Annotated in this window: 24 protein-coding genes and 1 pseudogene; 18 read left to right on the top strand and 7 right to left on the bottom strand. The window is 68.1% G+C overall.

Annotation, left to right across the window (positions count from 1 at the left end; genetic code table 11):
• The first annotated feature begins 8 nt into the window (after positions 1 to 8).
• The 16 genes from ACSQ86_RS22175 to ACSQ86_RS22100 all read left to right on the top strand — a co-directional run bounded on the left by ACSQ86_RS22175 (position 9) and on the right by ACSQ86_RS22100 (position 19,263).
• Positions 9 to 2,225, top strand: a complete 2,217-nt coding sequence (locus ACSQ86_RS22175) for a LamG-like jellyroll fold domain-containing protein (RefSeq protein WP_436309600.1) — start codon at positions 9 to 11, stop codon at positions 2,223 to 2,225.
• 108 nt (positions 2,226 to 2,333) lie between these two features.
• Positions 2,334 to 3,470 (top strand): ABC transporter substrate-binding protein, encoded by a 1,137-nt coding sequence (locus tag ACSQ86_RS22170; protein WP_436309599.1) that lies wholly within the window; start codon positions 2,334 to 2,336, stop codon positions 3,468 to 3,470.
• A gap of 74 nt (positions 3,471 to 3,544) precedes the next feature.
• Positions 3,545 to 4,129, top strand: a complete 585-nt coding sequence (locus tag ACSQ86_RS22165; RefSeq protein ID WP_436309598.1) for a DUF3305 domain-containing protein — start codon at positions 3,545 to 3,547, stop codon at positions 4,127 to 4,129.
• Complete coding sequence (locus ACSQ86_RS22160) at positions 4,122 to 4,724, top strand: DUF3306 domain-containing protein (protein ID WP_436305077.1); 603 nt, start codon at positions 4,122 to 4,124, stop codon at positions 4,722 to 4,724. Before ACSQ86_RS22165 ends, ACSQ86_RS22160 begins: the two co-directional genes overlap by 8 nt.
• Entirely contained in the window at positions 4,684 to 6,762 is a 2,079-nt protein-coding gene (locus tag ACSQ86_RS22155; protein WP_436310295.1) for a 4Fe-4S dicluster domain-containing protein, read from the top strand. The genes ACSQ86_RS22160 and ACSQ86_RS22155 overlap by 41 nt, the downstream gene beginning before the upstream one ends.
• Positions 6,759 to 7,376, top strand: a complete 618-nt coding sequence (locus ACSQ86_RS22150) for a TorD/DmsD family molecular chaperone (protein ID WP_436305076.1) — start codon at positions 6,759 to 6,761, stop codon at positions 7,374 to 7,376. The genes ACSQ86_RS22155 and ACSQ86_RS22150 overlap by 4 nt, the downstream gene beginning before the upstream one ends.
• A gap of 104 nt (positions 7,377 to 7,480) precedes the next feature.
• Positions 7,481 to 7,705 carry a formate dehydrogenase gene (locus ACSQ86_RS22145; protein ID WP_093105975.1) on the top strand — a complete coding sequence of 75 codons (225 nt, stop codon included), beginning with the start codon at positions 7,481 to 7,483 and terminating at the stop codon, positions 7,703 to 7,705.
• Positions 7,706 to 7,719: 14 nt separating this feature from the next.
• Positions 7,720 to 10,713, top strand: coding sequence for a formate dehydrogenase subunit alpha (locus tag ACSQ86_RS22140; protein ID WP_436309597.1), 2,994 nt, complete (start codon positions 7,720 to 7,722; stop codon positions 10,711 to 10,713).
• Between the two features lie 12 nt (positions 10,714 to 10,725).
• Positions 10,726 to 11,346: a formate dehydrogenase FDH3 subunit beta gene (fdh3B, locus tag ACSQ86_RS22135; protein WP_436305074.1), complete on the top strand. Its 621-nt coding sequence runs from the start codon at positions 10,726 to 10,728 to the stop codon at positions 11,344 to 11,346.
• Positions 11,343 to 11,597: a hypothetical protein gene (locus tag ACSQ86_RS22130; RefSeq protein ID WP_436305073.1), complete on the top strand. Its 255-nt coding sequence runs from the start codon at positions 11,343 to 11,345 to the stop codon at positions 11,595 to 11,597. The genes fdh3B and ACSQ86_RS22130 overlap by 4 nt, the downstream gene beginning before the upstream one ends.
• 16 nt (positions 11,598 to 11,613) lie before the next feature.
• Entirely contained in the window at positions 11,614 to 12,834 is a 1,221-nt protein-coding gene (locus ACSQ86_RS22125; protein WP_436309596.1) for a formate dehydrogenase subunit gamma, read from the top strand.
• A complete protein-coding gene (locus ACSQ86_RS22120; RefSeq protein WP_436309595.1) occupies positions 12,831 to 13,229 on the top strand; it encodes a hypothetical protein in 399 nt (132 codons plus the stop codon). Before ACSQ86_RS22125 ends, ACSQ86_RS22120 begins: the two co-directional genes overlap by 4 nt.
• Positions 13,230 to 13,237: 8 nt before the next feature.
• Complete coding sequence (locus ACSQ86_RS22115) at positions 13,238 to 14,098, top strand: formate dehydrogenase accessory sulfurtransferase FdhD (RefSeq protein WP_436305071.1); 861 nt, start codon at positions 13,238 to 13,240, stop codon at positions 14,096 to 14,098.
• Between the two features lie 46 nt (positions 14,099 to 14,144).
• The gene (locus tag ACSQ86_RS22110; RefSeq protein ID WP_436305070.1) at positions 14,145 to 16,661 is read left to right on the top strand and encodes an ABC transporter permease; all 2,517 of its coding nucleotides are present in this window, start codon (positions 14,145 to 14,147) and stop codon (positions 16,659 to 16,661) included.
• A 44-nt stretch (positions 16,662 to 16,705) separates the two neighbouring features.
• The gene (locus ACSQ86_RS22105; RefSeq protein ID WP_436305069.1) at positions 16,706 to 18,079 is read left to right on the top strand and encodes a pyridoxal-phosphate dependent enzyme; all 1,374 of its coding nucleotides are present in this window, start codon (positions 16,706 to 16,708) and stop codon (positions 18,077 to 18,079) included.
• Entirely contained in the window at positions 18,076 to 19,263 is a 1,188-nt protein-coding gene (locus tag ACSQ86_RS22100; RefSeq protein ID WP_093105999.1) for a trans-sulfuration enzyme family protein, read from the top strand. The genes ACSQ86_RS22105 and ACSQ86_RS22100 overlap by 4 nt, the downstream gene beginning before the upstream one ends.
• An 18-nt stretch (positions 19,264 to 19,281) precedes the next feature.
• On the opposite strand, the gene ACSQ86_RS22095 is transcribed toward ACSQ86_RS22100, so the two are convergent.
• The 5 genes from ACSQ86_RS22095 to ACSQ86_RS22075 all read right to left on the bottom strand — a co-directional run bounded on the left by ACSQ86_RS22095 (position 19,282) and on the right by ACSQ86_RS22075 (position 23,347).
• Complete coding sequence (locus ACSQ86_RS22095; RefSeq protein ID WP_436305068.1) at positions 19,282 to 20,277, bottom strand: isopenicillin N synthase family dioxygenase; 996 nt, start codon at positions 20,275 to 20,277, stop codon at positions 19,282 to 19,284.
• 16 nt (positions 20,278 to 20,293) lie between these two features.
• Positions 20,294 to 21,037 carry an amino acid ABC transporter ATP-binding protein gene (locus ACSQ86_RS22090; protein ID WP_436293392.1) on the bottom strand — a complete coding sequence of 248 codons (744 nt, stop codon included), beginning with the start codon at positions 21,035 to 21,037 and terminating at the stop codon, positions 20,294 to 20,296.
• Positions 21,034 to 21,744 (bottom strand): amino acid ABC transporter permease, encoded by a 711-nt coding sequence (locus ACSQ86_RS22085; protein WP_093106007.1) that lies wholly within the window; start codon positions 21,742 to 21,744, stop codon positions 21,034 to 21,036. Before ACSQ86_RS22085 ends, ACSQ86_RS22090 begins: the two co-directional genes overlap by 4 nt.
• Positions 21,741 to 22,436, bottom strand: coding sequence for an amino acid ABC transporter permease (locus ACSQ86_RS22080; protein WP_436306336.1), 696 nt, complete (start codon positions 22,434 to 22,436; stop codon positions 21,741 to 21,743). Before ACSQ86_RS22080 ends, ACSQ86_RS22085 begins: the two co-directional genes overlap by 4 nt.
• A gap of 80 nt (positions 22,437 to 22,516) precedes the next feature.
• Entirely contained in the window at positions 22,517 to 23,347 is an 831-nt protein-coding gene (locus tag ACSQ86_RS22075; RefSeq protein ID WP_436305067.1) for an ABC transporter substrate-binding protein, read from the bottom strand.
• Positions 23,348 to 23,435: 88 nt separating this feature from the next.
• Between ACSQ86_RS22075 and ACSQ86_RS22070 the strand changes: the two genes are divergently transcribed.
• Positions 23,436 to 23,855, top strand: a complete 420-nt coding sequence (locus tag ACSQ86_RS22070) for a group II truncated hemoglobin (RefSeq protein WP_093106012.1) — start codon at positions 23,436 to 23,438, stop codon at positions 23,853 to 23,855.
• Here ACSQ86_RS22070 and ACSQ86_RS22065 read toward each other — a convergent pair.
• Positions 23,852 to 24,508, bottom strand: a complete 657-nt coding sequence (locus ACSQ86_RS22065; protein ID WP_436293393.1) for a Smr/MutS family protein — start codon at positions 24,506 to 24,508, stop codon at positions 23,852 to 23,854. The genes ACSQ86_RS22070 and ACSQ86_RS22065 overlap by 4 nt on opposite strands.
• A gap of 132 nt (positions 24,509 to 24,640) precedes the next feature.
• Positions 24,641 to 24,808: pseudogene (locus tag ACSQ86_RS22060) on the bottom strand (UPF0758 domain-containing protein); the annotation flags it as partial.
• A 63-nt stretch (positions 24,809 to 24,871) separates the two neighbouring features.
• On the opposite strand from ACSQ86_RS22060, the gene ACSQ86_RS22055 reads away from it, so the two are divergent.
• Positions 24,872 to 25,324: an FKBP-type peptidyl-prolyl cis-trans isomerase gene (locus ACSQ86_RS22055; protein WP_436305066.1), complete on the top strand. Its 453-nt coding sequence runs from the start codon at positions 24,872 to 24,874 to the stop codon at positions 25,322 to 25,324.
• Positions 25,325 to 25,373 lie beyond the last annotated feature (49 nt).

Below are 25,373 nucleotides of genomic sequence, written 5' to 3'. Positions count from 1 at the left end.
AGTCAAACGTGGACCAGCCAAAAAACGACAACGACATTTCATTGGATCGCCGCCTCTTCTGCGTGGGCGCAGTGAGCTTCGCAGCCCTGGGAACCGCGGCCTGCGGAGACGGTGGAAGCAGCGGCTTCGGCAGCGCCGGTGCGCTCGGCACCACGCAACAGAATGCGGCGACTTCGACGGCCACGTCCACCGAAGTCGCTGCGACCGAGCCTGTCACCAACTCCACCTTGACGTCGCAAGCGCGAAAGTTCACGCATCCCGGTCTGCTGCACACCGAGGCCGATTTCGAGCGCATGCGAACCAAGATCGCGGCCGGCGCCCAACCCTGGGTCGACGGCTGGAATGCGCTCACCTCCAGCAGCCGTGCCCAGCTCGGCCGCGCGCCCGTGCCGCTGGCAACGGTGGTGCGCGGCGGCGACGGCGAGAACCACCGCACCATGGTCGAGGACATGGAGCGCGCCTACCAGTTCGCGCTGCGCTGGAAGGTCTCCGGCAACACCGCCTACGCGGACCTGGCGGTGCAATACCTCGACGCATGGTCGTCGACGATGACGGCACTCAATGGCAACTCCGACCGCTTCCTGGCCGCCGGCATCTACGGCTACCAATGGGCCAATGCGGCCGAGATGATGCGCAGCTATCCGGGCTGGTCGTCCGAAGGCATCGCGCGCTTCCAGAAGCTGCTGCTGGAGGTGTTCTATCCGCTCAGCCACAGTTTCCTGATCAGGCACAACGACGCGAACATCACCAACTACTGGGCCAACTGGGATCTGTGCAACATCTGCGCCATCCTGGCCATCGGCATCTTCTGCGATCGCACCGATCTTTATGACGAGGCCATCGCCTACTACAAGACCGGCCGCGGCAACGGGGCGGCGGCACACAACGTCTACATGCTCCACCCCGGCTACCTGGGGCAATGGCAGGAAAGCGGCCGGGACCAGGGACACTCCACGCTCGGCATGGCGCTCACCGGCCTGCTGTGCGAAATGGCCTGGAGCCAGGGCGAGGACCTCTACGGCTACGGCAACAACCGCTTCCTCGCCGCCGCCGAGTACGTGGCCATGTCGAACCTGCAGGACGGCAACGGCCAGTACTACTCGCCGCCGTTCTCGACCTATGTCAACAGGCAGGGGACTTTCACCGTGGTGTCGACGGCCGGGCAGCCCAACCTGCGCCCGTGCTGGGAGTCGATCTACAACCACTACGTCAATCGCAAGGGGCTTGCGGCGCCCTGGGTGGCGACCATCGCCGCCCAGCTACGCCCCGAGCGCAGCGAATGGGGCGGCGACCAGCCGAGCTTCGGCACGCTGACCTACAGCCGCGATCCCGTAGCCGCGGGCACGCCGCCGAGCGGCCTCACGGCCTACGTCACTGCTGGCCAGGTACTGCTGTCGTGGTGGGGCAGCGCAGGCGCGACGAGCTACAAGGTCAAGCGAGGCACTTCGGCGAACGGGCCTTTCGCCACCGTCGCCAGCGTCACCGACCCTCGCACCTACACCGACACGCCGGGCAACGGCATCTGGCACTACGTCGTCACCGCGGTGAGCGCAAGCGGCGAGAGCAGCGTCTCCAACGTGGCGCGCGTGGCCTTGCCCGGCGAGCTGCGCGCGCAACTGCCGCTGGATGCGGCGAGCGGAACCACGGCCACCGATGGCAGCGGCAACGGCCAAAGCGGCACGCTGCAGGGCGGCGCCAGCTGGGGCGAAGGCCGCAGCGGCGGCCGCGCGCTGGCGCTCGACGGCAGCAGCGGCCACCTCGCGCTGCCCGCCGGTGTGCTCTCCAGCCTGGGCGACTTCACGATCGCGGTATGGGTGTACTGGAACGCCGCCGTCACCAACACACGCGTGTTCGACTTCGGCTCCAGCGACATCGCCTACCTCGCACTGCTGCCGCGCGATGCCGGCGGCTCGATGCGCTTCACGGTGACCGGCACCACCTGGTACGGTGAGCAGAGCATCGTGGCGAGCGCGTTGCCCACCGGCCGCTGGGTGCACCTGGCGGTCACCCTGTCGGGCACCACCGGCACGCTGTACGTTGACGGCGTGGCTGCCGGCAGCAACAACGCGATTGCGCTCGCGCCCTTCCAGCTCGGCGACACCACCCAGAACTGGCTCGGCCGCTCGCAGTACCCGGCCGACCCTTGCTTCAACGGGCGCATGCAGGACCTTCGCATCTATAGCGGCGCGTTGAGCGCAGCCGAGATCGCGGCGCTCGCGGCCTGAGGCGTCGGACGACGCCTGCCGTTGATCTAGGGTTAACCCCTAGGTCTCATCGATTTTAAGTTACAGTAAGTCACTACTAGTTACATGAGCGCCTGACTCACTTACTCGATGGAAAAACCGATTCAACGCCGGCACGCGATCCAACGCCTTGCCGCCGCGAGCGCCGCGCTGGCACTTCCGGCTTGGGCCCAACCGGCGCGCATCGTGCTCGGGCAATCGGCCGCATTCAGCGGCCCGGCCGAGCAGCTGGGCATTCAGATGAACAAGGGCGCGCGCATCTTCTTCGATGCGCTCAATGCCTCGGGCGGCATCAACGGCCGCAGCGTCGAACTGCGCACGCTCGATGACGGCTACGAGCCCGAACGCTGCAAGGCGAACACCGACAAGCTCATCAAGGACGAGGTCTTCGCGCTCTTCGGCTACGTGGGCACGCCCACCTGCCTGGCGGCGATGCCGCTGGTCGACGCGGCGAAGATTCCGTTCTTCGGCCCGTTCACCGGTGCCGAGGCCCTGCGCGAGCCGTTGCGCAAGACGGTGTTCCATGTCCGTGCCTCGTACTACGACGAGACCGCGCTGATCGTGAAGCAGCTCACCTCGCTGGGTCTCAGGAAGATCGCGGTGTTCCACCAGAACGATGCCTACGGCCAGGCCGGGCTGGAGGGCGTGAAGCGTGCGCTCAAGCCGCTCGCCCTGGACCCGGTGGCCGTGGGCAAGGTCGAGCGCAATTCGGTGAACGTCGCGCAGGCGGTAAAAGACATCACTGCCGCCGGCCCCACGGCCGTGGTGCAGATCGGCGCCTACAAGGCCTGCGCGGCCTTCATCCGCGAAGCGCGCAAGGCCGGCTACGGCGGCACCTTCTTCAACGTGTCCTTCGTCGGCACCGAGGCGCTGGGCGACGAGCTCGGCAAGGACGCCCGCGGCATCATGGTCAGCCAGGTGATGCCCTCTCCGTTCTCGACCAACACGCCGATCTCGCGCGAATACCTGGAGGCCACGCGCAAGGCCGGCCCTGAGGCCAAGCCCAACTATTCGAGCATGGAAGGCTACGTGGCCGCCAAGGTGCTGGCCGAGGGACTTCGCCGCGCGGGCCGCGCGCCGACGCGCGATTCGCTGGTCGCCGGCCTGGAGTCGATCCAGAACGCCGACTTCGGCGGCTTCCGCGTCGACTTCAGTGCCCGCAATCACGCGGCATCGAGCTACGTCGATCTGTCGATGCTGACGCAGGACGGCAAGGTTCGCCTTTGAGCTTGGGAAGCGGCTGCGCCGGCGCGAAACCCCGCTTGCGTGTCGCCGGCGGTGCATCGGCTATCGTCCGCCGCATGGTCCCATCCGAAACTCCATCCGGGGGCGCACACCCTTGTCTCGCCGTGGCGGTCGTGATGCGGCGCGAGCGGCTCCATGGCCCGTCGAGCCATTGGCAGCCCTGGCGCTGGACGCTCGACGAGGTGGTGCCCGACGAGCCGGGCTTCGGCGACGCGCCGCGGCTCTTGCGCGACGACGAGGGCGCGCAGCGCTGGCTGCACCCGGGCTTCCAGGTCGAACTGTTTCGCGATGAAGCAGAGGGTTACCAGCTCAACGCAACAACGCCCGCGCCCTGCTGGTTCGTGATGTGGCGCATGGAAGAAGAGGCGACCCTCGCGCCGGAGCCGATCGCGCGGCCGCTGACGGTGACGCTGAGCTACAACGAAGCGGGCCGCTGGCTCGATGCGCAGGAGAACGTCGAGCAGGTGCCGGCGCCCGAGGAGGTGGTGGCGTGGCTGCGCGCCTTCGTCGAAGAACACTACGTGGTCGAGCCCAAGCGCCGCAAGCGGCCGGAGAGCTTCAAGCCGCTGGTCGACCGCTTCGGCAATGCGGCCAGCGTGTCGACCGAGAAGAAGCGCGGCCGGGGAGCGGGCGATGTCTGAGGGCTTCTTCGATCGCTGGTCGCGGCGCAAGCAGCAGGTGCGCGAAGGGGAGGTGCCGCCGCCGGAGCCGGTGGCGGCCGTTCCGGTTGAACCGGCTGCGCTGGTCGAGACGCCCAGCCCCCATCCCGGCCTTCCGCCAGAGGGGGAAGGAGAAATACCGCCGCCCACGCTGGCTGATGCCGAAGCGTTGACCATCGACTCCGACTTCAAGCCCTTCGTCGCGAAGAACGTCGCGCCCGAGGTCAAGAACGCGGCCTTCAAGAAGCTGTTCGCCGATCCGCATTTCAATGTGATGGACGGGCTGGACACCTACATCGACGACTACTCCCAGTCGACCCCGGTGCCCGAGAGCGTGCTGCGCCAGATGGCGAGCGCGAAGTTCCTGAACCTGTTCGAGGAAGAAGAATCGAAAGAAGACCCTGAGGCCCACGCACCCCCGGACGTGGCACAGTCGATGCCTCCCGAGGAAGTTCCCAGCCCGCCGGTTGCCGATGCGCAACCCGCCAGCCAAGAGACCGATGACCACCACGCTGATCTGCGACTGCAACAAGACGATGCCCCTCGAGCCGAAGACGCTCGGGACGGCACTGGCTGAGACCCTGCCTCTCCATTCGGCACTGTGCCGGCGCGAGGCGCCGGCCTTCCAGCGCGCGATCCAGTCCGGCGACGAGGTGGTGGTGGCCTGTACGCAGGAGAAGCGCTTGTTCGGCGAGCTCGCGCAACAGACCCCGGATGCGGTGTCTCCGATCCGCTTCGTCAACATCCGCGAAACCGGCGGCTGGAGCCGCGACGCGAAGAGCGCGATGCCGAAGATCGCCGCGCTGCTCGCCGCCGCCAGCCTGCCCGAGCCTGATCCCGTGTCGACGGTCAGCTATGCGAGCCAGGGCCGCTTGCTGATCGTCGGTGCGCTCGACGAAGCGGAGAAGGCGGCTGCGCTGGTGGGCGACGCGCTGGACGTCACGATCTTTTCGCAGGGCCCCGGCATGTTCGGCGGTGCGCAGGAGCGCCGCTGGCCGGTGATCGCGGGCCGCATCGATTCGCTCGCCGGCTGGCTCGGCGCCTTCAAGCTGCAGTGGACGCGCGACAACGCGATCGACCTCGATCTCTGCACGCGCTGCAACGCCTGCCTCGCGGTCTGCCCGGAACAGGCCATCGGCTTCGACTACCAGATCGACAACGCCAAGTGCACCTCGCACCGCGACTGCGAACGCGCCTGTACGGTGGCCGGCGCGATCGATTTCAGCCGCGCGCCCGCGCAACTCGACGGCGCCTTCGACCTGGTGCTCGATCTCGGCGCCGCGCCGCTCATCGACTGGCATGCGCCGCCGCAGGGCTATTTCCACCTGGCCGGCGGCCTCGCGCATGCGCAGGGCCTGCAAACCCTGCTGCGCTTGCGCGAGCTGGTCGGCGAGTTCGAGAAGCCGAAGTTCTTCGACTACAAGCAGAAGCTTTGCGCGCACAGCCGCAACGAAGTGGTCGGCTGCAATGCCTGCATCGAGGTCTGCTCCGCGCACGCGGTGGCGAGCGACAAGGAACGCCAGCGCATCGTCGTCAACCCGAACCTCTGCGTCGGCTGCGGCGCCTGCACCACCGTCTGCCCGACCGGAGCGCTCGGCTACACCTATCCGCGCACGCCCGACCAAGGCCTGAAGCTGCGCACGCTGCTTTCCACCTATGCAGGCGCGGGCGGGCGCGATGCCGTGCTGCTGCTGCACAGCCAGGAAGGCGGGCAGGCGCTGGTCGAACGGCTCGGGCGCGACGCGCAGCTCGGCCGCGCGCAGGGCGTGCCCGCGAACGTGATCCCGGTTGGCCTCTGGCATGCCGCAAGCACCGGCATCGACCTCTGGCTCAGCGCGGTCGCCTTCGGCGCTTCGCAGGTGGCCGTGCTCGCGACCGGTGAGGAGGCGCCGGCCTACCTCGATGCGCTGCGCAAGCAGATGGCGATCGCGCAGGCGCTGCTGCTGGGGCTGGGCTACACGGGAACTCACTTCCGGTTGATCGAGGCGGCGACGCCCGCGGCCCTGGATGCCGCGCTGGCCGCCTTGCGCGACACGCGCCAGCAGCGGCCGGCCACGGCGGCGCGCTTCGCGGTCGGCACCGAGAAACGCAGCACGCTCGAACTCGCGCTCGACCACCTGATCGACGCGGCGCCGGCGCTGAAGGCGGCGCCCGAAGCGCCACTCGCGATTCCGCTGCCGGCAGGCTCGCCCTTCGGCACGATCGAGGTCGACAAGAACAAGTGCACGATGTGCTTGGCCTGCGTCAGCGCCTGCCCGGCCAGTGCGCTGCAGGACAACCCGAACGCGCCGCAGCTGCGCTTCGTCGAGAAGAACTGCGTGCAGTGCGGTCTTTGCGAAACCACCTGCCCCGAGGACGCGATCTCGCTGGTGCCGCGGCTGCTGGTCGCGGCCGAGCGCAAGCAGCCGGTGGTGCTCAACGAAGCCAAGCCTTGGAGCTGCATCCGCTGCGGCAAGCCCTTCGGCACGCAGAAGGCGATCGAGGCCATGCTCGGCAAGCTCGCGGGCCATGCGATGTTCCAGGGCGAGGCGCTCGAGCGGCTCAAGATGTGCAGCGACTGCCGGGTCATCGACCTGTACAGCGCGCAGAACGAAATGAAGATCACGCAGTTATGAGCGATAGTTTTCCGGTTTCCTCCGCGCTCGACGAGGAGCTTGCGCGCGCCGAGCTCTACGGCCTGCTGGCGCGGCTCTGGTATGCGGCGCCCGATGCCGAGTTGCTCGGCGTCTTCCAGGTCGCGCCGACCGAGGCGCCGGCCGCGGGCGCCTTTCTCGAGGAGCCCTGGCGCCAGCTCGTGGGCGTGGCGCGCGGCCTCGACGCCGCCGCGGCGAAGAGCGAGTACGACGCGCTCTTCGGCGGCATCGGCAAGCCCGAGGTCTACCTGTTCGGTTCGCACTACCTGAGCGGCTTTCTCAACGACAAGCCGCTGGCCCAGCTGCGTACCGACCTCGACCGGCTCGGCCTGGCGCGCGAGCAGGCGGTCTCCGAGACCGAGGACCACATCGCCTGCCTGTTCGAAGTGATGCGCTACCTGATCGCGGGCGAGGACGTCGCGGTCGCCAATCTCACGCAGCAGCAGGCCTTCTTCTCGACCCATGTTCAGTCTTGGCTGCCCGCCATGTGCGATGCGGTGGCGCAGCATCCGAAGGCGAACTTCTATGCCGCGTTGGCGGTGCTGACGCGCGCATTCGCAGAGGTCGAAGCGCAGGGCTTCGACATGCTGAACTGAGTCTGAGGGAAATAGATTTACGAAATATCAGGGTCTCGACTAGTATCCAAATATATGTAACTGGTTTCATATCTAGTTCCACCCAGCCACTCCTGGAGTTGTTAATGCAGGACAGCCAATCCGCCGGTCCCAAGCCGGCGTCCCGCCGCGGGTTCTTTTTCGGCGCCGCCTCGGTCGGCGCAGCTGCAGCAGCCGTCACGGTGCTGCCCAAAGTCGCGCCGGAGCCTGTTTCCGCCGCCACACCCGTTCCGAAGCCTGCGCCCGAGAAGGGCGGCGGCTACACGCTGAGCGAGCACGTCAAGCACTACTACAAGACCACTTCGGCCTGAGGACGAACACCACCATGTTGTTGACCCGGAAAGCGACCGGCGCTGCGCTCGACAGTGCCTCTTCCCGTTCCTCTTCTTCCTCCTCCTCGCCCTTCGTCCACAGCCTGCGGCGCGGCCTCGCCAATGCGTTGCCGACCATGGACCGGCGCGCCTTCCTGCGGCGCTCCGGGCTGGGTGTCGGCGTGGGTCTGGCCGCGGGCCAGCTCACGCTGATGCGCAAGGCCGAAGCCGCCGGGGATGGCAAGCCGGCTGCGGTCGGCGCCGGCAAGATCGAGATCAAGCGCACGGTCTGCACGCACTGCTCGGTCGGCTGCGCCTCGGACGCGGTGGTCGAGAACGGCGTCTGGGTGCGGCAGGAGCCGGTGTTCGATTCGCCGCTCAACCTGGGTGCGCACTGCGCCAAGGGCGCGGCGCTGCGCGAGCACGGCCACGGCGAGTACCGGCTGCGCTATCCGATGAAGCTGGTGAACGGCAAGTACGAACGCATCAGCTGGGACACGGCGCTCGACGAGATCAGCGCCAGGCTCAAGGAGCTGACCAAGGCCAGCGGCCCCGATTCGATCTACTGGATCGGCTCCAGCAAGCACAACAACGAGCAGGCCTATCTGCTGCGCAAGTTCGTGAGCTTCTTCGGCAGCAACAACTGCGACCACCAGGCGCGCATCTGCCACTCGACCACGGTCGCCGGCGTGGCGAACACATGGGGCTACGGCGCCATGACGAACTCGTACAACGACATGCGCAATTCGAAGGTTGCGCTCTACATCGGCTCGAACGCGGCCGAGGCCCATCCGGTGAGCATGCTGCACATGCTGCATGCCAAGGAAAACGGCTGCAAGATGATCGTGGTCGACCCGCGCTTCACCCGCACCGCGGCCAAGGCCGACGAGTACGTGCGCATCCGTTCGGGTTCGGATATTCCCTTCCTCTTCGGCATCCTGTACCACATCTTCAAGAACGGCTGGGAAGACAAGAAGTACATCAACGATCGCGTCTTCGGCATGGACGAGGTGCGCGCCGACGTGATGGCCAAGTGGACGCCCGACAAGGTCGAGGAAGCCTGCGGCGTCAAGGAAGCCCAGGTGCTGAAGGTCGCAACCTGGCTCAACGAGAACCGCCCCGGCACCATCGTCTGGTGCATGGGCCAGACCCAGCACACCATCGGCAACGCGATCGTGCGCGCCTCCTGCATCCTGCAGCTGGCGCTGGGCAACGTGGGCAAGTCGGGCGGCGGCACCAACATCTTCCGCGGCCACGACAACGTGCAGGGCGCTACCGACGTCGGCCCCAACCCCGATTCGCTGCCCGGTTACTACGGCCTGGCCGAAGGCTCGTGGAAGCATTTCGCCGCCACCTGGGGCGTGGACTTCGAGTGGATCAAGGGCCGCTTCGCTTCGCCCGCGATGATGGCCAAGCCGGGCCTCACGGTCTCGCGCTGGATCGACGGCGTGCTCGAGAAGAACGAGCTGATCGACCAGGATTCGAATCTGCGCGGCGTCTTCTACTGGGGCCATGCGCCCAATTCGCAGACCCGCGGCCTCGAGATGAAGCGGGCCATGGACAAGCTGGACCTGCTGGTGGTGGTGGACCCGTACCCCTCGGCCACCGCGGCGATGGCGGCGATGCCGGGCCGCTCGGAAGACCTGAATCCGAATCGCGCGGTGTATCTGCTGCCGGCCTGCACGCAGTTCGAAACCAGCGGCTCCGTCACCGCCTCGAACCGCTCGCTGCAATGGCGCGAAAAAGTGATCGAGCCGCTGTGGGAAAGCCGCAGCGACCACATGATCATGCAGCAGTTCGCCGACCGGCTCGGCTTCGGCAAGGAGCTCAGCAAGAACTACAAGATGCAGAAGGTCAAGGGCATGGACGAGCCCGTGCCGGACGACATCCTGCGCGAGATCAACAAGTGCGTCTGGACCATCGGCTACACCGGGCAGAGCCCCGAGCGGCTGCAGGCCCACATGCGCAACATGGGCGCCTTCGACGTGCGCACGCTCAGGGCCAAGTCGGGCAAGGACAAGGTCAACGGCTACGACCTCTCGGGCGACTACTTCGGGCTGCCGTGGCCCTGCTATGGCACCCCCGAGCTCAAGCATCCGGGCAGCGCGAACCTCTACGACACCACGCGGCACGTGATGGACGGCGGCGGCAACTTCCGCGCGAACTTCGGCGTCGAGCGCAACGGCAAGAACCTGCTGGCCGAGGACGGCTCGCATTCGCTGGGCGCCGAGATCACCACCGGTTATCCGGAATTCGACCACCTGCTGCTCAAGAAGCTCGGCTGGTGGGACGAGCTCACCGCGGCCGAGAAGGCCAAGGCCGAGGGCAAGAACTGGAAGACCGACAGCTCGGGCGGCATCATCCGCGTGACCATGAAGAACCATGGCTGCCACCCCTTCGGCAACGCCAAGGCGCGCGCGCTGGTGTGGAACTTCCCCGATGCCATCCCGCAGCACCGCGAGCCGCTCTACGGCACGCGGCCGGACCTGATGGCCAAGTACCCGACGCACGACGACAAGATGGCCTTCTGGCGCCTGCCCACGCTCTACAAGAGCGTGCAGCAGAAGAACATCGCCGACAAGGTGGCCGAGAAGTTCCCCTTCATCATGACCTCGGGCCGGCTGGTCGAGTACGAGGGCGGCGGCGAGGAAACCCGCTCCAACCCCTGGCTCGCCGAGCTGCAGCAGGAGATGTTCATCGAGATCAACCCCAAGGTAGCGGCCGAGAAGAACATCCGCAACGGCGAGCGCGCCTGGGTGCACACGCCCACCGGCGCCAAGCTCAACGTGCAGGCGCTGGTCACCGAGCGCGTGGGTCCCGACACCGTGTTCATGCCCTTCCACTTCTCCGGCCACTGGCAGGGGGCGGACATGCTCGCCTATTACCCCAAGGGCGCGGCGCCGGTGGTGCGCGGCGAGGCGATCAACACCTCGACCACCTACGGCTACGACAGCGTGACCATGATGCAAGAGACCAAGACCACGGTCTGCAACATCGAGAAAGCATAAAGAGGAATCGATATGGCAAGAATGAAGTTCGTCTGCGATTCCGAGCGCTGCATCGAGTGCAACGGTTGCGTCACGGCCTGCAAGAACGAGAACGAGGTGCCGTGGGGCGTGAACCGCCGCCGCGTGGTGACGCTCAACGACGGCGTGCCGGGCGAGAAGTCGATCTCGGTGGCCTGCATGCACTGCTCCGACGCGCCCTGCATGGCGGTGTGCCCGGTGCAATGCTTCTACCGCACCGAAGAAGGCGTGGTGCTGCACGACAAGGATGTCTGCATCGGCTGCGGCTACTGCTCCTACGCCTGCCCCTTCGGCGCGCCGCAGTTCCCCTCGCAAGGCACCTTCGGTGCGCGCGGCAAGATGGACAAGTGCACTTTCTGCGCCGGCGGCCCCGAGGCCAACGGCTCGCAGGCCGAGTTCGAGAAGTACGGGCGCAACCGCCTGGCCGAAGGGAAGCTTCCGGCCTGCGCCGAGATGTGCTCGACCAAGGCGCTGCTGGCCGGCGACGGCGACGTGGTGGCCGACATCTTCCGCACCCGCGTGCTGCATCGCGGCAAGGGCGCCGAAGTCTGGGGCTGGGGCACGGCCTACGGCTCGAAGCAGGCCGGCACGCCGACCAACGGAGGCACGAAATGAGGCGCGCACTGGCATTGACGATGGCGCTCGGCTCGGCCGCGGTGCTGCTGGCGGCCTGTGGCGAGAAGCCGCAGACCAACGCCGAGGGCGTCAAGCTCGATGCCGCGCCCTGGACCGGCACCGGCACGCAGCAGAACGCGGGCACGGCATTCACCGCGTCGGGTTGGCAGGTCGGCGACAAGAACGCCTGGCAGCAGCAGCTCAAGACGCGCGCGCAGAACGGCCAGAACGACTACGTCCGAGACAACTGAGCGGAAGGAAGGCTGCATGAACAAGGCTCTTCTGAACGCCCTGGTGCTCATCGCCGCGCTGGCCGCCGGCCCGGCCCTGGCCCAGGCGCCGAACCCGGCTGCCGGCGGCGCGGTCGCCGAGCCGCCTGCCGCCGCTGCGGCGCCGCAGCAGCAGCAGGCCGGCGGCATCAAAAGCCAGAACATCTTCGAGGTCAAGCCCGAGGCGAGCGCCGATCCCAACTACCTGCAGCAAAGCAATGCCGAGCGCGCGAAGGTGCAGCCCGGCAACAACGCGCCGATGTGGCGCCAGGTGGGCGAAGGCGTGACGGGCTACAGCAGCCTGCCGAAGTCTCAGGCGCCCGAAGCCGGCAACCTGATCCAGCGCTTCGTGCAGTACCCGGGCTCGCGCTATACCAACGCCGGCGAGGCCTGGCGCCAGGTGCGCAACGACTGGATCATTCCCTACGGTGCGGCGCTGCTCTTCGTGATGCTGCTGGCGATCGCGATCTTCTATTTCACGCGCGGCGCGATCGGCCTGCACGGCACCGAAACCGGCCGCAAGATCGAGCGCTTCACGCCCTTCGAGCGCGCCACCCACTGGTCGAACGCGATCGCCTTCGTCACGCTGGCCGTCTCGGGTCTGGTGATGGCCTTCGGCAAGTTCTTGCTGCTGCCCATCATCGGCGCCGCGTTGTTCGGCTGGCTGACCTATGCGCTGAAGACCGTGCACAACTTCGTCGGCCCGCTGTTCGTCGTCACGCTCATCCTGATGTTCATCACCTTCGTGCGCGACAACTTCCCGACGAGGATGGACCTCAAGTGGCTAGCCCACTTCGGCGGCTTGTTCGGCGGCAAGGAAGTGCCTTCGCACCGCTTCAACGCCGGCGAGAAGGTGGTGTTCTGGGGCGGCATCCTCGTGCTCGGCAGCATCGTGGCCGGCTCGGGCCTGTTCCTCGACAAGCTGCTGCCGGGCTTCGTCTACACGCGCGGCGAGATGCAGATCGCGCACATGGTCCACGCGGTGGCCACGCTGCTCATGATGGCGATGATCATGGGTCACATCTACATCGGCACGCTGGGCATGAAGGGCGCCTTCAGCGCCATGCGCCACGGCTATGTCGACGAGACCTGGGCCCGCGAACATCACGAGCTCTGGTACGACGACATCGCTGCCGGCAAGATTCCCGTCCAGCGCAGCGCCGAGGTCTCGGGCGCCGCGCCCGCGAAGACCGTCCGGGTCGAAGGAAGCCCCTCATGAAGAAGATGCTGATCGTCTGCGGCCTGGCCCTGGGCCTGGCCTCCACCGCTTTCGCCAAGCTGCCGGCGCCGCCTTCCACGCCCGAGGCCAAGCTCAAGGCCGCGGAGACCGCGGCCAAGACCGCATGGACAGGCAAGGTCGATGCCTACCAGCTCTGCCAGGCGCAGGACAAGGTGACGGCCAAATACCGCGCCAGCGCGGCAGCGGCCGGCAAGCAGTTGCCACCGGCGCCGGCGACGCCCGCCTGCACCGACCCCGGCCCCTTCGCCTTCGTGCCGCCGGCCGAGCAGAAGCCGATCGAGGCCGCTGGTGCCCATTCGCCGGCCGCCACGGCAGCTGCGCCGCCGAGCACCGCCCAGCCAGCGGCGGCGACGAATCCCACGCCGAAACAGTGACGACTGCCTTGCCGCTTCCGCGCCTGACTTCGGCCCGCGCCGAACTCACGCGCGAAGTGGAGATCGTCGACGAGCACGGCGAACGCGGCGTCGTCTCGATCCCGGCCGAACGCGACCTGACGGTCTACGTCGACCGCCGCGAACTGGTCACGCTGATGACGCTCGGCGCCCAGCCCGAGCTGCTGGTGCTGGGCTACCTGCTGAACCAGCGGCTCATCGAGTCCGCGGCCGACGTCGAATCGATCACGGTCGACTGGGAGGTGGGTGCGGCGGCCGTGAAGACCCATGCCGGCATCGACCGCATCGAGGAGCGCACCGCCAAGAAGGTGGTGACCACGGGCTGCGGCCAGGGCAGCGTGTTCGGCGAGCTGATGGCCGGCATCGACAAGCTCGAGCTGCCCGGCACGCGCATGCGGCAGGCGCAGCTCTATGCGCTCGTCAACGTCATCCGGCTCCAGGAGAGCACCTACAAGTCGGCCGGCTCGGTGCATGGCTGCGCGCTGTTCACGCTCGGCCAGGGTGATGAAGCGCACATGCAGTGCTTCGTCGAGGACGTGGGGCGCCACAACGCGATCGACACCATCGCCGGCTGGATCGCGATGCAGCCCGCAGAAAGGCTTACGGGCGGCCGCGTGTTCTACACCACCGGGCGCCTCACGAGCGAGATGGTGATCAAGTCGGCCCAGATGGGCGTGGCCATCGTGGTCTCGCGCAGCGGCATCACGCAGATGGGTCATGAGGTCGCGATGCGCGTGGGCTTGTGCGCGATCGGGCGCGCGACCAACAAGCGCTTCGTCTGTTATGCCGGTGCCGAGCGGCTGGTGTTGCAGCCTGAGCTCGCGGGCGCCCGCGTCACGAGCGCCGCCTAAGCCCTTCGGTTTGGCCGGGCCTTGCGGCTCGGCTATCGTCTCGCCCATGAATGCTTCTCTTCGCCTAGGCTGGCGCACCCTCTGGCGCGACTTGCGCGCCGGCGAACTGCGGCTCCTCATCGTGGCCGTGCTGCTTGCCGTGGCGGCGCTCACCGCGGTCGGTTTCTTCGCCGACCGGCTCAAGGGCGGACTGCAGCGCGATGCGCGCCAGCTGCTCGGCGGCGATGCGGTGCTCGCGAGCGACAACCCGACGCCGAAGGCTTTCGTCGAGCGTGCACGTGCGCTCGGGCTGCAGGACGCGAGCACCTACGGTTTTCCGACCATGGCACGCGCCGGCGAGGAGCAGGGCGGCGCCAGCAAGCTGGTCGCGCTCAAGGCGGTGGAGGACGGCTATCCGCTGCGCGGCAGCCTGCAGGTGAGCACCGAGCCCGGCGTGCCGGGCCGGCCGACGCGGGACGTGCCGGCGCCGGGCGACGCCTGGGTCGATGCGTCGCTGCTCGAATCGCTGGCGCTCAAGGTGGGCGACACGCTGCTTTTGGGCGATGCCGGCCTGCGCATCGCGCGCGTGATCACGCTCGAGCCCGACCGCGGCGCTGGCTTCATGAGCTTCGCGCCGCGCGTGATGCTCAACCAGGCCGACGTGCCGCGCACCGGCCTCGTGCAACCGGCCAGCCGCGTCAGCTACCGCTTTGCCGTGGCCGGCGAGGCGCGCGCCGTCAAGACCTTCAGCGACTGGGCCGACGCGGCGATCAAGAAGGGCGAGCTGCGTGGCCTGCGCCTCGACTCCTTCGAAAGCGGCCGCCCCGAGATGCGCCAGACGCTGGACCGGGCCGAGAAATTCCTCAACCTGGTGGCGCTGCTGGCGGCGCTGCTGTCGGCCGTGGCGGTGGCGCTGGCCGCGCGCGGCTTCGCGGCCAGCCACCTGGACGATTGCGCCATGCTGCGCGTGCTGGGCCAGAGCCAGCGCACCATCGCGCAGGCCTATGCCTTCGAGTTCGCCGCCATCGGCCTCTTTGCCAGCGCGCTCGGCGTGGCCATCGGCTACAGCGTGCACTATGTCTTCGTGCTGCTGCTCGCGGGCCTGGTCGAGACCGCATTGCCCGCGGCCACCCTCTGGCCCGTGGCCTTCGGCCTTGGCATGGGACTCACGCTGCTGTTCGCCTTCGGGCTGCCGCCGGTGCTGCAGCTCGCGCAGGTGCCGCCGCTGCGCGTGATCCGGCGTGACGTCGGCAACCTGAAGCCGGCCTCGATCGCGGTGCTGGCGCTCGGCGTGGCCGGCTTTGCCGCCTTGCTGGTGGCGGCCAGCAGCGACCTGAAGCTGGGGCTGATCGCGGTCGGCGGCTTCGCGGCGGCGGTGGCGGTGTTCGCGCTCCTGAGCTGGATCGCGGTGCTGCTCTTGCGCCGCAGCGTCAACGAAACGACGGCGCCGCGCTGGCTGGTGCTGGCGACGCGCCAGATCTCGGCGCGGCCGGCCTATGCGGTGGTGCAGGTCAGCGCGCTGGCGGTGGGCCTGCTGGCGCTGGTGCTGCTGGTGCTGCTGCGCACCGATCTCGTGGCCAGCTGGCGCAAGGCGACGCCGCCCGACGCGCCGAACCGCTTCGTGATCAACGTCATGCCCGACCAGAGCGAGGGCTTCCAGAAGACCCTGCGCGACAACGGCGTGAGGAAGTTCGACTGGTATCCCATGATCCGCGGGCGCCTCGTCGCCATCAACGGCAAGTCGGTCTCGCCCGACGACTACGCGGACGACCGCGCGAAGCGGCTGGTCGACCGCGAGTTCAACCTGAGCACCAGCGCCGAGGCGCCGGCGCACAACGTCGTCACGGCCGGCGCATGGAAGCCCGGCGCCGCCGGCGAGCTGAGCGTCGAGGAAGGGCTGGCCGAGACCCTGGGGATGAAGCTCGGCGACAGCCTGCGCTTCGACATCGGTGGAATGCAGAACGATGCGCGCATCACCTCCCTGCGCAAGGTCGACTGGGGTTCGCTGCATGCCAACTTCTTCGTCATGTACACCGTGGATGCGCTGCCCGAGGTGCCCCTCACCTACATGGGCGCGTTCCGCGCGCCGGACGTGAAGGGCTTCGACAACGCGCTGGTGCGCAGCTACCCCAACGTGACCAACGTCGACATGAGCGCCACCATCGGCCAGGTGCAGCGCGTGCTCGACCAGGTGATCCGCGCGGTGGAGTTCCTGTTCGGCTTCACGCTCGCGGCCGGCCTCGTGGTGCTGTTCGCGGCGGTCACCGCCACGCGCGAGGAGCGCGCGCGCGAATTCGCCGTGATGCGCGCGGTCGGCGCGCGCGGCAGCCTGCTGCGCCAGGTGCAGCGCGCCGAACTCGTGGGCGTGGGCCTGCTGGCCGGCTTCCTCGCGAGCATCGTCGCCTCGCTGATCGGCTGGGGCCTGGCGCGCTATGTGTTCGACTTCACCTGGACCGCTTCGCCGCTGGTGCCCATCGCCGGCTCGCTGGCCGGCGCCGTGCTCGCGCTCGCGGCTGGCTGGTGGGGCCTGCGCGAAGTGCTGCGCCGGCCGGTGGTCGACACGCTGCGGCGGGCAGCGGAGTAGGCGCAGGGCGACTACGATCATGTCGACTGCACAAGGTGGACGACATGACGACTGAAACCCGACCCGCGGTGCTGGACCTGATCGGCAACACGCCGCTGGTGCAGGTCACGCGGCTGGACACCGGCCCCTGCACGCTGTTCCTCAAGCTCGAGTCGCAGAATCCCGGCGGCTCGATCAAGGACCGCGTCGGCCTCTCGATGATCGATGCGGCCGAGCGCGACGGCCGCCTCCAACCCGGCGGCACCGTGGTCGAGGCGACGGCCGGCAACACCGGCCTGGGCCTGGCGCTGGTGGCGCGCGCCAAGGGCTATCGCGTGGTGCTGGTGGTGCCCGACAAGATGTCGACCGAGAAGGTGCTGCACCTCAAGGCGCTCGGCGCCGAGGTGCACACCACGCGCTCGGACGTGGGCAAGGGCCATCCCGACTACTACCAGGATTACGCCGCGCGGCTCGCGAAGGAGATCCCCGGCGCCTTTTTCGCCGACCAGTTCAACAACCCCGACAACCCGCTCGCGCACCAGTCCAGCACCGGCCCCGAGATCTGGCAGCAATGCGGGCACGACGTGGATGCGATCGTGGTCGGCGTCGGCTCGGGTGGCACCATCACCGGGCTCACGCGCTACTTCCGCGAACTGCAGCCGCAGCTCTTCTTCGTGCTGGCCGATCCGGCGGGCTCGGTGGTCGCGGAGTACACGCGAAGCGGCACGGTGGGCGAAGCCGGATCGTGGGCGGTCGAGGGCATCGGCGAGGACTTCATCCCGGGCATCGCCGATCTGTCGGGCGTGAAGCATGCGTATTCGATCTCCGACCTGGAAAGCTTCGGCACCGCGCGCGAGCTGCTGCGTGCCGAGGGCATCCTCGCCGGCTCCTCCACCGGCACGCTGCTGGCTGCAGCGCTGCGCTTCTGCCGCGCGCAGACGCGGCCGCTGCGCGTCGTCACCTTCGTCTGCGACACCGGCACGCGCTATCTCTCGAAGGTCTACAACGACCAGTGGATGCTCGACCAGGGCCTGCTCGTGCGCGAGCACCATGGCGATCTGCGCGACGTGGTCTCGCGCCGCTTCGAGGACGGCAGCGTGATCAGCGTCGGCCCCGAGGACACGCTGCTCACCGCCTTCCAGCGCATGCGGCTGGCCGACGTGTCGCAGCTGCCGGTGCTCGAAGGCGCGCAACTGGTCGGCGTGATCGACGAATCCGATCTGCTGCTGGCCGTGCATGCGGACGCCGGCCGCTTCCGTTCGAGCGTGAAGAGCGCGATGACCGACGTGCCCGAGACTCTGCCGTCCGGCGCCAGCCTGGCCGAGCTCGAGGCCGTGCTCGACCGCGGCCTGGTGGCGATGATCGCGGACGAGTCCGGATTCCACGGCCTCATCACCCGCGTCGACCTGTTGAATCACCTGCGGAGAAGCTTGAAATGACCCAGGACCCACCCAACACCCCGAAGAAGGGTTTCGCCACCCGCGTGATCCATGCCGGCCAGTCGCCCGACCCCTCGACCGGCGCGATCATGCAACCCATCTATGCGACCTCGACCTATGTGCAGCAGAGCCCCGGCGTGCACAAGGGGCTGGACTACGGCCGCTCGCACAACCCCACGCGCTGGGCGCTGGAGCGCTGCATCGCCGACCTCGAAGGCGGCTCGGCGGCCTTCGCCTTCGCCTCCGGCCTGGCCGCGATCTCGACCACGCTCGAATTGCTGGACGCCAATTCGCACATCGTCTCGGGCGACGACGTCTACGGCGGCACCTTTCGCCTGTTCGAGCGCGTACGGGCGCGCAGCGCGGGGCATCGCTTCAGCTTCGTCGACCTCACCGATCCCGCCAGGCTCGTCGCCGCGCTGCGGCCGGACACGCGCATGGTCTGGGTCGAAACGCCGACCAACCCGCTCTTGCGCCTGGCCGACCTGCGCGCCATCGCCGAGATCTGCCGCGAACGCGGGATCTTGAGCGTGGCCGACAACACCTTCGCGAGCCCGTGGGTGCAGCGTCCGCTGGAGGCGGGCTTCGACGTCGTGGTGCACTCGACCACCAAGTACCTCAACGGCCATTCGGATGTGATCGGCGGCGTTGCCATCGTCGGCCGGGAAGCGCGGCACGAGGCGCTGCGCGAGCGCCTGGGCTTCCTGCAGAACTCGGTGGGTGCGATCGCCGGGCCCTTCGACAGCTTCCTCACGCTGCGCGGCGTGAAGACGCTGGCGCTGCGCATGGAGCGCCATTGCAGCAGCGCGCTGGTGCTGGCGCAGTGGCTCGAACGGCAGGCGCAGGTCGCGCGGGTGCACTACCCGGGCCTGCCTTCGCATCCGCAGCACGAGCTGGCGCGGCGCCAGATGGAGGGCTTCGGCGGCATGATCTCGATCGACCTGCGCTGCGACCTGGCCGGCACGCGGCGCTTTCTCGAGGCGGTGCAGATCTTCTCGCTGGCCGAAAGCCTGGGCGGCGTCGAGAGCCTGATCGAGCACCCGGCCATCATGACCCACGCCACCATTCCAGCCGAGACGCGCGCGCGGCTGGGTATCGGCGATGGGCTGGTGCGGCTGTCGGTGGGCGTGGAAGACCTGGACGATCTGCGCACCGATCTGCAGCAGGCGCTGGCGAAGATCTGAGTCCGGACTGCCGCGCGCCTACAGCACCGCGCTGCGCAGTTGCGGGAACACCTTCGACACCTTGTCGAGCAGGTAGTCGCCATAGATGCCGTTGAAGGCATGCACGTTGGCGCGGTCCCAGCGCGTGGCGCTGTCGTCGACCACGGCGGGCTTCGGCAGGCCTTCGATCGGCCGCACGCGCGCATGGAAGTTGGGGTCGAAGAAGAGAGGGAACGAAAGCCGGTCGCGTCCCGAGGTGTTGCGGATCACGCGATGCGGCGTCGAGCGGTAGAGGCCGCCGGTCATGCGGTCGAGCATGTCGCCGATGTTGATGACGAAGGCATCGGGCACCGGCGCGGCATCGATCCAGCCCTGGCCCGTGCGCACCTGCAGTCCGCCGATGTCGTCCTGCCGCAAGATGGTGAGCAGGCCGTAGTCGGTGTGCTCGCCCACGCCCCATTGCACGTCGAGGTTCGCTGGCACCGGCTGCGTCGGGTAGTTGAAGATGCGGAACAGGATCAGCGGGTCGGCCGTGTAGCGCTCGGCGAAGTAGGAGGCGGGCAGACCCAGGCTCAACGCGATGCCTTCCATCAGCGTGTGGCCGAGCCTTGTGGCTGCCGCCATGTAGTCGAGGATGGTCTGCTTGAAGCCCGGCAGGTCGGGGAACACGTTGCGCCCGTGCACCGGCGTGCGCGCCAGCACCAGCGGATCGTCGTCGGGCAGCTCGGTGCCGAGGTAGAGCCCTTCCTTCCAGTCGGGCCGGCCCGAGGTGAGTTCTCCCGCGACTGGAAAGTAGCCGCGCCAGGCACGGCCGCCGAGTTCCATGCGCCATTGCATCTTGGTTGCTTCGCCCCGCGCGAAGAAGGCGCGGCTCAGGTCTTCGAGCCGCTGCGTCAGCGCGGGGTCGATGCCGTGGCCGGTGATGTAGAAGAAGCCGTGCGCGCGGCAGGCCTCACCGATCTGCGCGGCGACCGCGGCGCGCTCGCGCGTCGATGCGGTGAGCGGCGCGATGTCGATCAGGGGCAGCGAAGTCATGGCGATGTCCAGGGTATCAAACGGCATGCGCGAAGGGCGTGCGGATGTCGGCAAGAAACTGCTGGGCGCGCGGGTGTTGCGGCCGGTTGAAGAAGTCGTCGGGCGTCGCGCGTTCGAGCACGCGGCCGGCGTCCATGAAGAGCACGCGATCGGCCACGTCGCGCGCGAAGCCCATCTCGTGCGTCACGACCACCATGGTCATGCCTTCGCGCGTGAGGTCGCGCATCACCAGCAGCACCTCGCCGACCATCTCGGGGTCGAGCGCGCTGGTGGGCTCGTCGAAGAGCATCAGCGGCGGTTGCATGGCCAGCGCGCGTGCGATCGCCACGCGCTGCTGCTGGCCGCCCGAGAGTTCGGACGGAAAGGCGCTCGCCTTGTGGGCCAGGCCGACGCGATCGAGCAGGGCCATCGCGCGTTCCGTCGCCTCGGCGCGCGAAAGGCCGCGCAGCTGGATCGGCGCCAGCGTGCAGTTGCCGAGCACCGTGAGATGCGGGAACAGGTTGAACTGCTGGAACACGAAGCCGATGTGCGAGCGGAAGTCGTTGAGGTCGATGCCGCGCGCATGGATGTCGCGGCCATCGACCGTGATGTGGCCCGACTGGATCGGCTCGAGCCGGTTGATGGTGCGGATCAGCGTGGACTTGCCCGAGCCCGAAGGCCCGCAGACCACCACGACCTCGCCGCGGGCGATGGTCTCGTTCACCTCGACCAGCGCCTGGTAGTCGCCGTACCACTTGTTGACGTTGTCGAACTGGATCATGCGGGTGCTTTCGGTGCAGAGCGGACGAGCGTGCGCCGGCTGGTGCGCGCCTCCAGCCAGTAGGCGAAGCGCGAGAGGCCGAAGCACATGACGAAGTACGTGAAGCCGAGCACCAGGTAGACCTGTACCGGCTTGGTGAAGACCTGGGTGTTGATCTGCGAGGCGATGAAGGACACCTCCGCCAGCCCGATGATGTAGCCCAGCGAGGTCTCCTTGATGGTGGAGACGAACTGGTTCACCAGCGATGGCAGCATGCTGCGCAGCGCCTGCGGCAGCACCACGAAGCGCATCGCGCGGCCGTAGCCCAGGCCCAGCGAACGCGCGCTCTCGACCTGGCCGCGCGGCACGCCCAGGATGCCGGCGCGCACGATCTCGCCGATGTAGATGCCGTCGAACACCACCAGCGCGATCAGCATGGTGCTGAACTGGTCGGTCTTGACGCCGGTCACGCTGGGCAGGAAGAAGTAGGCCCAGAACACCACCATGAGCAGCGGCGTGCCGCGCACCACGAAGGCCACGGTGGTGACCGGCCAGCGCAGCCAGCGCCAGGGGGCGACGCGCGCCAGGCCCAGCAGCAGGCCGAAGGGCAGGGCGAGCACCAGCCCCAGCGCGGCCAGCAGCACGGTGAGTGCGAGGCCGCCCAGCGGGCCGTTGGGGTATTGGCCGATCAGGAAGTAGATCCAGTAGGTCTGGACCAGCTCGATCATGCGGCCCTCGGCGGAAAGCGGTGCTGGTACCAGCTGGCCGCGCCGGTGATGATCATCGACACCGTGAGATAGGCCGCCGTGGCGAAGGCGAAGGATTCGGCGCTGCGGAAGGTCGCGCTCTCGACCTGCCCGGCCTGGTACATGAGCTCGGCCACGCCGATCACGGTCGCGATGCTGGTGCCTTTCCAGAGATTGAGCGTCTGCGAGATGAGGGGCGGGATCGTGACGCGCAGCGCCTGCGGCAGGATGATGCGGCGCATGGTCGCGAGAAAGCCGAAGCCGAGCGCCCGGCCGGCTTCCATCTGCACCGCGGGGATCGCGCGGATGCCGCTGCGGATGTCTTCGGCCATGTAGGCCGCGGCGTAGAGGCCCAGCGCGACCACCGCGCTCATCGCCTCGATGCGGCCGGCGTAGAGGCGCTGCTTGATGTCCTCGGGCAGGAGCTCGGGCGCACCGAAGTACCAGAAGAGCATATGCGCGAGCAGCGGGATGTTGCGTATCGACTCGACATAGGCGAAGCCCAGCCAGCGCAGCGGCGCGGCCGGCGCCAGGCGCAGCAGCGCCACCACCAGCGCGATGGGCAGCGCCAGCATCAGCGAGGCGGCCAGCAGTTGCAGCGACAGCAGGAAGCCCGCGACGAGCATGTCGTGGTACTTCCCCGTGATGAGCAGGGAGTAGTCGAAGGGCAGCATGAACGGATACGTCGGCGCCCGCGTCGTACGGGCGCGGGGCACATCCTACGCATCCGGCGCCGCGGATGCCCGGCGCGGGCTCAGCTGTCGATCTTGTCGGTCTCGATCTTGAAGCTGCGCTTGTCGAAGCCCGACTTGGTCTTCGGGCCGTACCACTTGAAGAAGATCTTCTCGGCCTCGCCCGATTTCTCGAGCTCGCGCAGCGTGTCGTCGACCACCGCCTTGAGGCCGGTCTCGCCCTTCCTGATGCCGATGGCCAGCGCCTCGGTGCTGAGGTTCTGCGGCAGCACCACGTACTGCGCCTTCTGCGGGCCGAGCTTGGCGTAGCTGTTGAGCAGCGCGGCCTCGTCGTCGACATAGCCCACGCCCTTGCCCTGCTGCAGCGCCTGGAAGGCCTGCTGGCTGGTGTCGAAGGTCACGACCTCGGCGCCGGGCACGGCCTTCTTGATATTGGGCTCCTGCGTGCCGCCGCGGATGGTCAGCACCTTCTTGCCCGAGAGCTGCGGCACCGCGGTGATGCCGCTGTCCTTCTTGACGATGGCCTTCTGGCCGGTGACGAAGGTGGTGAGCGAGAAGTCGATCTGCGCCTCGCGCTCCTTGTTGTGCGTGAGGCCGGCGGCCACCAGGTCGACATGGCCCTGCTGCAGCTCGGGAATGCGCGCCGCGACGGCGATCTGCTTCAGCACCGGCTTGACGCCGATCTTCTTGGCGATCGCGTTCACCAGATCGACCTCGTAGCCGATGATCTCGCGCGTCTTGGGATCGATGAAGGTGGCGGGCTCGTCGGTGCCGAGCACGCCGACGACCAGTTGGCCCTTTTTCTTGATATCGGCGAGTTGGTCGGCATGGACGGCGGTGCCCAGGAGCAGGGCGGCCGCGGCGAAGGCGGAAGCGGCGATTCGGAAACGCATGTTGTTATCTCCAGTGGAAGTCGGCCCGCACCATAGCAACAAAAGCCTGCGCCGAGAAATAGCTCTTTCGCATATGCATACTGCCGGCATGCAGATTCAAGACAAGCCGCCCTTCGACACGCCCTTCGAATGGATCGGCGGCGAAGCCAAGGTCCACGCGCTGGTCGAGCGCTTCTACGACCTGATGGAGCTGGAACCGGCCTATGCGCAACTGCGCGCCGTGCATGGCACGACGCTCGACAACGCGCGCCAGCGGCTGTTCTGGTTTCTCTGCGGCTGGCTCGGCGGCCCGCAGCACTACACCGACCGATTCGGCCATCCGATGCTGCGCGCGCGGCACCTGCCGCAGAGCATCGGCGGGCATTCGATCGGCATCAAGGAGCGCGACCAGTGGCTGGCCTGCATGGACCAGGCGATGGGGGAGACAGGGGTGCCGGAAGCCTTGCGTGCCCGGCTTCGTGACTCTTTCTTCCAGACCGCCGACTGGATGCGAAACAGAAGCGGCTAGCGCCGCGCCGGCGCCAGCAGCACCAGCAGCGCGCCGGCTCCACCCTCGGCCGGCTTGGCCTGCACGAAAGCCAGCGTCTCGCTCTTCTGGATCAGCCAGCGCTGCACCTTGGCCTTGAGGACCGGCTGGCGTCCCGGCGAGCCCAGCCCCTTGCCGTGCACCACGCGCACGCAGCGCAGGCCCTGCTTGTAGGCATCGCGGATGAAGGCACCGAGCGCCTCGCGGGCCTCGTCGCTGCGCATGCCGTGCAGGTCGATCTGGCGCTGGATCGACCATTCGCCCGCGCGCAATTTGCGCGTCACGTCGGTGTGGATGCCCGGGCGGCGAAAGCTCATCGCATCGTCGGCATCGAGCAGCGTGGTGACGTCGAACTCGTCGGACAGCGATTCGCGCAGCACGCGCTCTTCGTCCAGTTGATGCTGCACCGGGATCGGCGCCGGCGGCTCGGGCGCCAGCGGCACGGCGGCCTTGCGGCGCAGCGGCTGGGTGGCGCCGATCGCGCGGGCGAACAGGTCCTGTTCGGCCAGGCGCTTCTTCTCGGCGGCCGCGCGCGCAGCGGCCGCGGCGGCTTCGCGCTCGCGCTGTTCGGCCAGCTTGTGCTGCAGCGTTTTCAGGTCGGCGAGGCTCTTGATGGCTTTGGGTGGGAGAGGCATGGGGCTCAGGATAAGGCTTCGTCGTCTCTTGCTCAGACCAGGCCGCGCTCGGCCATCGACAGGGTCTGGCCACGGGCCCAGGCCCTTGATGCGTTTGAGGTCGTCGAGCCCGGCATGGAGGAGCCCGGCCAGCCCGCCGAAGCTGTCGCGCAGCTCCTGGGCGAGCTGCAGCACGTTCTTGCCCGCCACGCCGGTGCGCAGCAGCAGGGCCAGCAACTCGGCATCGCCGAGCGCAGCGGCGCCCTGCGCGATGAGCTTTTCGCGCGGGCGCGCCGCGGCCGGCAGATCCTTGAAAGACATGATTTATGCGGGCTCAAGGGCCCCTCCTTAAAATACAGGCCCAGTCTCTAGCGATCCCCCATCTTGTCCTCCACCACCACCGTCGTCACGCCCGGCTCCTTTCTCACGCTGCACTACCGGCTGGCCGGGCCGGCGGGCGACATCATCAACACTTTCAACGACAAGCCCGCCACGCTGTCGCTGGGCACCGGCGAGCTCTCGCCCGCGGTCGAGCAGCGGCTGCTGGGGCTGGAAGAAGGCACGCACGCCACCTTCGAGCTGCCGGCCGGCGACGCCTTCGGCGAGCGCAACCCCGAGATGCAGCAGTGGGTGGCGCGCAAGCTGCTCGCTCAGATGGGCGACCCCGACGAGCAGTACGCGGTCGGCGACGTGGTGCAGTTCCCCACGCCCGATGGCAGCGGCAGCTACGCCGGCGCGGTGATCGAGTCGAACGAGACCGCGGTGCGCTTCGACTTCAACCATCCGCTCGCAGGTCAGCCCGTGACCTTCGAGGTCCGACTGATCGGCGTGTTGTGAGCACCGCCGGGCCGCCCCAAGGTGCGAAGGCCCCCTCGGGGGGCAGCGA

It is taken from the genome of Variovorax sp. LjRoot130 (genome assembly GCF_964253755.1).
In the GTDB taxonomy this organism is placed as follows: Bacteria; Pseudomonadota; Gammaproteobacteria; order Burkholderiales; family Burkholderiaceae_C; genus Variovorax.
This window is presented reverse-complemented; position numbering and strand designations above follow the sequence as displayed.

Bases quoted from the DNA above. Each gene is read 5' to 3' on its own strand.
- ACSQ86_RS22170 (WP_436309599.1), top strand. From the start codon at position 2,334: ATGGAAAAACCGATTCAACGCCGGCACGCGATCCAACGCCTTGCCGCC.
- ACSQ86_RS22165 (WP_436309598.1), top strand. From the start codon at position 3,545: ATGGTCCCATCCGAAACTCCATCCGGGGGCGCACACCCTTGTCTCGCC.
- ACSQ86_RS22160 (WP_436305077.1), top strand. From the start codon at position 4,122: ATGTCTGAGGGCTTCTTCGATCGCTGGTCGCGGCGCAAGCAGCAGGTG.
- ACSQ86_RS22155 (WP_436310295.1), top strand. From the start codon at position 4,684: ATGCCCCTCGAGCCGAAGACGCTCGGGACGGCACTGGCTGAGACCCTG.
- ACSQ86_RS22150 (WP_436305076.1), top strand. From the start codon at position 6,759: ATGAGCGATAGTTTTCCGGTTTCCTCCGCGCTCGACGAGGAGCTTGCG.
- ACSQ86_RS22145 (WP_093105975.1), top strand. From the start codon at position 7,481: ATGCAGGACAGCCAATCCGCCGGTCCCAAGCCGGCGTCCCGCCGCGGG.
- ACSQ86_RS22140 (WP_436309597.1), top strand. From the start codon at position 7,720: ATGTTGTTGACCCGGAAAGCGACCGGCGCTGCGCTCGACAGTGCCTCT.
- fdh3B (WP_436305074.1), top strand. From the start codon at position 10,726: ATGGCAAGAATGAAGTTCGTCTGCGATTCCGAGCGCTGCATCGAGTGC.
- ACSQ86_RS22130 (WP_436305073.1), top strand. From the start codon at position 11,343: ATGAGGCGCGCACTGGCATTGACGATGGCGCTCGGCTCGGCCGCGGTG.
- ACSQ86_RS22125 (WP_436309596.1), top strand. From the start codon at position 11,614: ATGAACAAGGCTCTTCTGAACGCCCTGGTGCTCATCGCCGCGCTGGCC.
- ACSQ86_RS22120 (WP_436309595.1), top strand. From the start codon at position 12,831: ATGAAGAAGATGCTGATCGTCTGCGGCCTGGCCCTGGGCCTGGCCTCC.
- ACSQ86_RS22110 (WP_436305070.1), top strand. From the start codon at position 14,145: ATGAATGCTTCTCTTCGCCTAGGCTGGCGCACCCTCTGGCGCGACTTG.
- ACSQ86_RS22105 (WP_436305069.1), top strand. From the start codon at position 16,706: ATGACGACTGAAACCCGACCCGCGGTGCTGGACCTGATCGGCAACACG.
- ACSQ86_RS22100 (WP_093105999.1), top strand. From the start codon at position 18,076: ATGACCCAGGACCCACCCAACACCCCGAAGAAGGGTTTCGCCACCCGC.
- ACSQ86_RS22095 (WP_436305068.1), bottom strand. From the start codon at position 20,277: ATGACTTCGCTGCCCCTGATCGACATCGCGCCGCTCACCGCATCGACG.
- ACSQ86_RS22090 (WP_436293392.1), bottom strand. From the start codon at position 21,037: ATGATCCAGTTCGACAACGTCAACAAGTGGTACGGCGACTACCAGGCG.
- ACSQ86_RS22085 (WP_093106007.1), bottom strand. From the start codon at position 21,744: ATGATCGAGCTGGTCCAGACCTACTGGATCTACTTCCTGATCGGCCAA.
- ACSQ86_RS22080 (WP_436306336.1), bottom strand. From the start codon at position 22,436: ATGCTGCCCTTCGACTACTCCCTGCTCATCACGGGGAAGTACCACGAC.
- ACSQ86_RS22075 (WP_436305067.1), bottom strand. From the start codon at position 23,347: ATGCGTTTCCGAATCGCCGCTTCCGCCTTCGCCGCGGCCGCCCTGCTC.
- ACSQ86_RS22070 (WP_093106012.1), top strand. From the start codon at position 23,436: ATGCAGATTCAAGACAAGCCGCCCTTCGACACGCCCTTCGAATGGATC.
- ACSQ86_RS22065 (WP_436293393.1), bottom strand. From the start codon at position 24,508: ATGCCTCTCCCACCCAAAGCCATCAAGAGCCTCGCCGACCTGAAAACG.